Source organism: Candidatus Frankia nodulisporulans (assembly GCF_902806475.1).
Classification (GTDB): Bacteria; Actinomycetota; Actinomycetes; order Frankiales; family Frankiaceae; genus Frankia; species Frankia umida.
Genome location: NZ_CADCWS010000336.1, coordinates 1 through 3,789, shown reverse-complemented (window position 1 = coordinate 3,789; position 3,789 = coordinate 1). Strand labels below are relative to the sequence as shown.

Annotated in this window: 5 protein-coding genes; 2 read left to right on the top strand and 3 right to left on the bottom strand. The window is 74.6% G+C overall.

The window, feature by feature from the left end:
• Positions 1 to 57: 57 nt before the first annotated feature.
• From G6R24_RS19225 to G6R24_RS19215, 3 genes are all read right to left on the bottom strand, one after another.
• A complete protein-coding gene (locus G6R24_RS19225; protein ID WP_163550582.1) occupies positions 58 to 483 on the bottom strand; it encodes a PPOX class F420-dependent oxidoreductase in 426 nt (141 codons plus the stop codon).
• A 359-nt stretch (positions 484 to 842) separates the two neighbouring features.
• Positions 843 to 1,298, bottom strand: a complete 456-nt coding sequence (locus G6R24_RS22890) for a hypothetical protein (RefSeq protein WP_225438746.1) — start codon at positions 1,296 to 1,298, stop codon at positions 843 to 845.
• 169 nt (positions 1,299 to 1,467) lie between these two features.
• Positions 1,468 to 2,043 (bottom strand): TetR/AcrR family transcriptional regulator, encoded by a 576-nt coding sequence (locus tag G6R24_RS19215; RefSeq protein WP_163550583.1) that lies wholly within the window; start codon positions 2,041 to 2,043, stop codon positions 1,468 to 1,470.
• A 171-nt stretch (positions 2,044 to 2,214) separates the two neighbouring features.
• Between G6R24_RS19215 and G6R24_RS19210 the strand changes: the two genes are divergently transcribed.
• Both G6R24_RS19210 and G6R24_RS19205 read left to right on the top strand, forming a co-directional pair.
• Positions 2,215 to 3,393 carry an MFS transporter gene (locus G6R24_RS19210; RefSeq protein ID WP_163550581.1) on the top strand — a complete coding sequence of 393 codons (1,179 nt, stop codon included), beginning with the start codon at positions 2,215 to 2,217 and terminating at the stop codon, positions 3,391 to 3,393.
• Between the two features lie 96 nt (positions 3,394 to 3,489).
• Positions 3,490 to 3,789, top strand: a 300-nt coding sequence (locus G6R24_RS19205; protein ID WP_163550580.1) for a hypothetical protein, incomplete at its 3' end; no start/stop codon positions are given.

Below are 3,789 nucleotides of genomic sequence, written 5' to 3'. Positions count from 1 at the left end.
ACCGGGTCCTGGCCGACCGGGCCTGGGCCGACCGGGCCTGGGCCGACCGGCCGCAGATCAGTCGGCGACGCCCTGCTCGGCGACGATCGAGGTGGGCGTGAGCCGCACCAGCAGCTCCCCGGGCACCCCGTTACGCGCCCCGTAGGCCGGCGCCGCCGCCGCACCCATGTACCGGGCGGCGATCCGCGTCGCCCACACCCGCACCTCGTCCAGATCCTCGCTCAGGCGCACCGTCCCCGTCACGGTCACGAACGCGAACGGCGGCGCCTCGTCATCCACACACAGCGACGCCACCCCCGTGCGTGCCAACGACCGGCCCTTCACCGAGGACGCCCCGGTGTTGAACACCACGTCCTCGCCGTCGAGCAGGAACCAGATCGGCGCCACATGCGGACGCCCGTCCGCCCGCACCGTCGCGAGCTTGCCCGTGCGCGTCCCCGCCGACACGAACGCCCGCCACTGCCCCGCCTCCATCGCCACCATGGCCGGCACCCTACGCCGCGCCCCCGCCCCCTTCCGCCGCCTGCCGTCCACCCCATCGGCATCCACGTCCGCGCAGGAACACCCGGGCAGACCCCGTGGGGGCGGCCAAGGTGCGCAGGTGTCGGGTCGGGGCCTCACGCCGAGGGTTGTGAGGCGCCATGCCGAGGGTTGTTCGGCGTGGCGAGGTCCCCATCCCCGACCAACCCTCGGCATCTCATGGTCACGGCCGCTGACGGGGCCCCACCCGACGTCCACGACAGGCTGCCCAGCCGGGCAGGGCACGGCAGATGCGGCAGAAGCAGCCCGTCCACCGACCCCGGCTGGGCCCACCGACCCCCGTTCGGCGCGGGGTGGGATGCTCACGCGGCGGGGGTGAGACCGGCGGAGGCACGCAGCCGGTCGCCGCGACGTACCAGCAGACGTTCGGCGAGCGCGTCGGCGCGTTCGATGTCCTCGAGCGTGGCGTGGGTCCGCGACTCGACCTCCAGCAGCGCCGCGAGCAGCTCCACGGACAACCGGGTCCGCGCCGCCACCCGCGCCACACTCGGCGGCAGCGCCGTCCCCGCGCCGCGGACCACCCCCCTGCGCGGCGACGCACCGCCGGACGAACCCGCGCCGGACGCGGCCGCACCCGCACCCGCCCGAGGTGACGACACCGGACGGGGCGCGCCCGCACCGGCGGCGATCGCAGGGACACCGGCGCCGGAGACAGCGGAGGCGGCGGAAGCGGCGACGGGGGACGGCGTGGAACGCTGACGGTGACGGGGGGACAGGTGCAGCGAGGCCATGCACCAGTGATACCGCAGCGCATACACACCGCCACCCCTTGACTTCCCGGCGCCGCGCAGGATCAGACTTTCTCCACAGGACGTCCACAGGCGCACGCCACGTTACCCACCGCCCCATCGACACCCTTATCCACATGTCGATCTTCATGTGGTCGGAATCACATCATCGGGGCCGTCAGGGGGATGCCCGCCACGGTCACCCGGCGGCGGTCACCGTGGGAGCGAGGGCGGTGTCGACCAGACGCCGCACATCGGCGGCGGCCAGCGGCGCGGACGCGAACAGCACGCTGTAGGTGATCGGCGCCATCACCGTCTCGACGATCCGCGCCACCGGCGGCACCCGCTCACCCCGGCCCCGCGCCCGCTCGACGATGATCCCCAGCTGCGCGCGGACATACGCGTCACAGCGGCCCGCCGGCAGCTCCGGCGCCGACGAGGCGGCCACCACGTCACGCAGCACCGCCCGGCCCGTCGGCGACGACACCTCCTCGAGATACCCCCCGACATAGGCCAGCAGATCCGCGCGCAACCCCCCGGCGTCGACGGGGGGACGATCCGGGCGCAGCCGTTCGGCGGCGACATCGGCCAGCAGCTCGGTGAGATCCCCCCAGCGCCGGTACACCGTCGACGGTGTCACTCCCGCCCGCGCCGCCACCCGCGGCACGGTGATCTCCCCGCGGGGACGCTCGGCCTGCAACCCCCGCACCGCCTGGTGCACCGCGGCCTGCACCCGCGCGCTACGCCCACCCGGACGCGGACCCTCGGGACTCACGTCTCGAGCGTAGTGCACAACCCCCCGCCTCACGCGAAATCTTTGCGTTAACGGGTGGGGTGGACTACCGTCCCCACTAACGCAAACTTGTGGCTTTAATGGGTTGGCTGTGACGGGCCGGATGGTGGCCCACACCCGCCAGGTGCCCGCCGTCCGGTGGAAGGGACCCCGATGCCCGTGCCCCCCGCGCTGCCCACCCTCGCGCCCGACGCCAACACCATCGGGCACGTGCCGGCGGGCAGCGGGATCGCCGGCCGGCTCGGGACGGGGGCCAGTTTCGCCCTGGCCGCCTCGATGCTCACCTCCTTCCTCGTCTCCTCCGTCGTCCCCACCCCCCTGTACGCCGTCTACCAGGCGCACTGGGGGTTCTCCCCGATCACCCTGACCGTCGTGTTCGGCGTCTACGCCCTGGCCGTCCTGGGTTCCCTGCTCGTCGTCGGCGGCCTGTCCGACCATCTCGGGCGCCGCCCCGTGCTGCTCGCCGCCTGCGCCGTACAGATCCTCGCCCTGGCCGTGTTCGTGCGCGCCGACGGCGTCGCGGCACTCGTGGCCGCCCGCGCCGGGCAGGGCCTGGCCACCGGCACGGCCATGGGCGCCCTCGGCGCCGCCCTGCTGGATCTGCACCCCACCCGCGGCGCCCTGTTCAACGCCGCCGGTTCCTTCGCCGGGACCGCGCTCGGCGCCACCGGCTCGGCCCTGTGCGTCGCGCTGCTGCCCGCGCCCACCCGGCTCGTCTACCTGCTCCTGCTCGCCGTCGTCGCAGCCCAGGCCGCCGGCGTCCTGGTCATGACCGAAACGTCGCCCCGGGTCCCCGGGGCGCTGGCCAGCCTGCGACCGCACCTGAGCCTGCCCGCCCCGGTACGCCGCGTCCTGCCCGCCGCCGGGCCCTGCCTGGTGGCCACCTGGGCCCTGACCGGCTTCTACTTCTCCCTCGGCCCGGCCCTGGCCCGCCGCGTCGCGGGCGCGGGCGCGGCCACCGGCAGCCACGCGATCCTGCTCGGCGGCCTCGCCGTGCTCGCCCTGGCCGGCACCGCGGCCCTCACCGTCGTCCTCGCCCGCACCGCCCCGGCCGCCACGGTGATGCTCACCGGCCTCGTCGGGCTCATCGTCGGCGTGGCCCTGACCCTGCTCGCCGTCGCCGCCGGCTCCACCACCGCCCTGTTCACCGGCACCGTGCTCGCCGGCGTCCTGGCCACCGTGTACGTCCTGTGCTACCTCGCCCTCGGCGTACCCGCCGTCGCCGCCGGCTGGCGAGTCACCCACGTCAGCCTCGAGCGGACCAGCCGCGAATACGGCCTGGCCGTCATCGCCCTGCTCCACCTCCGCCTGCGCCGCCCCGACCCGGTCTGAAACGCGGACAACTGGCCGCGGAAGAACCGTCTGGCACTGGGTCGACCCGGCGATCGGCTGGCGGCGTGCGCACGAGGCGCTCCACCCGGCGGGTGGATGGCGCTGCCTACCGCAAGCTCGCCCCCCGACGTCCGGGAACCCCTGCTCGACGCCGTCGCCGCACGCATCCGCAGCCGCCTGGACGACCATGTTCCACTCGCCCAGCACCTCGCCCACCGCCAGACCGACCCGCACGACAAACGCGAGGTCGACGTCACCGTCGACCTCGCGGGCCTGGCCGCCCGCGACAACGTCTACCTCGGCATCGGCGCCGCCTTCGACCGGCTCCACGCCACCTACACCACCGACCAGCTGCGGTTCCTCATCCACCACCTGGAAACCGCCATCGAGATCACC

Excerpts from the sequence above, each read along its gene's own strand:
- G6R24_RS19225 (WP_163550582.1), bottom strand. The coding sequence starts at position 483 with ATGGTGGCGATGGAGGCGGGGCAGTGGCGGGCGTTCGTGTCGGCGGGG.
- G6R24_RS19210 (WP_163550581.1), top strand. The coding sequence starts at position 2,215 with ATGCCCGTGCCCCCCGCGCTGCCCACCCTCGCGCCCGACGCCAACACC.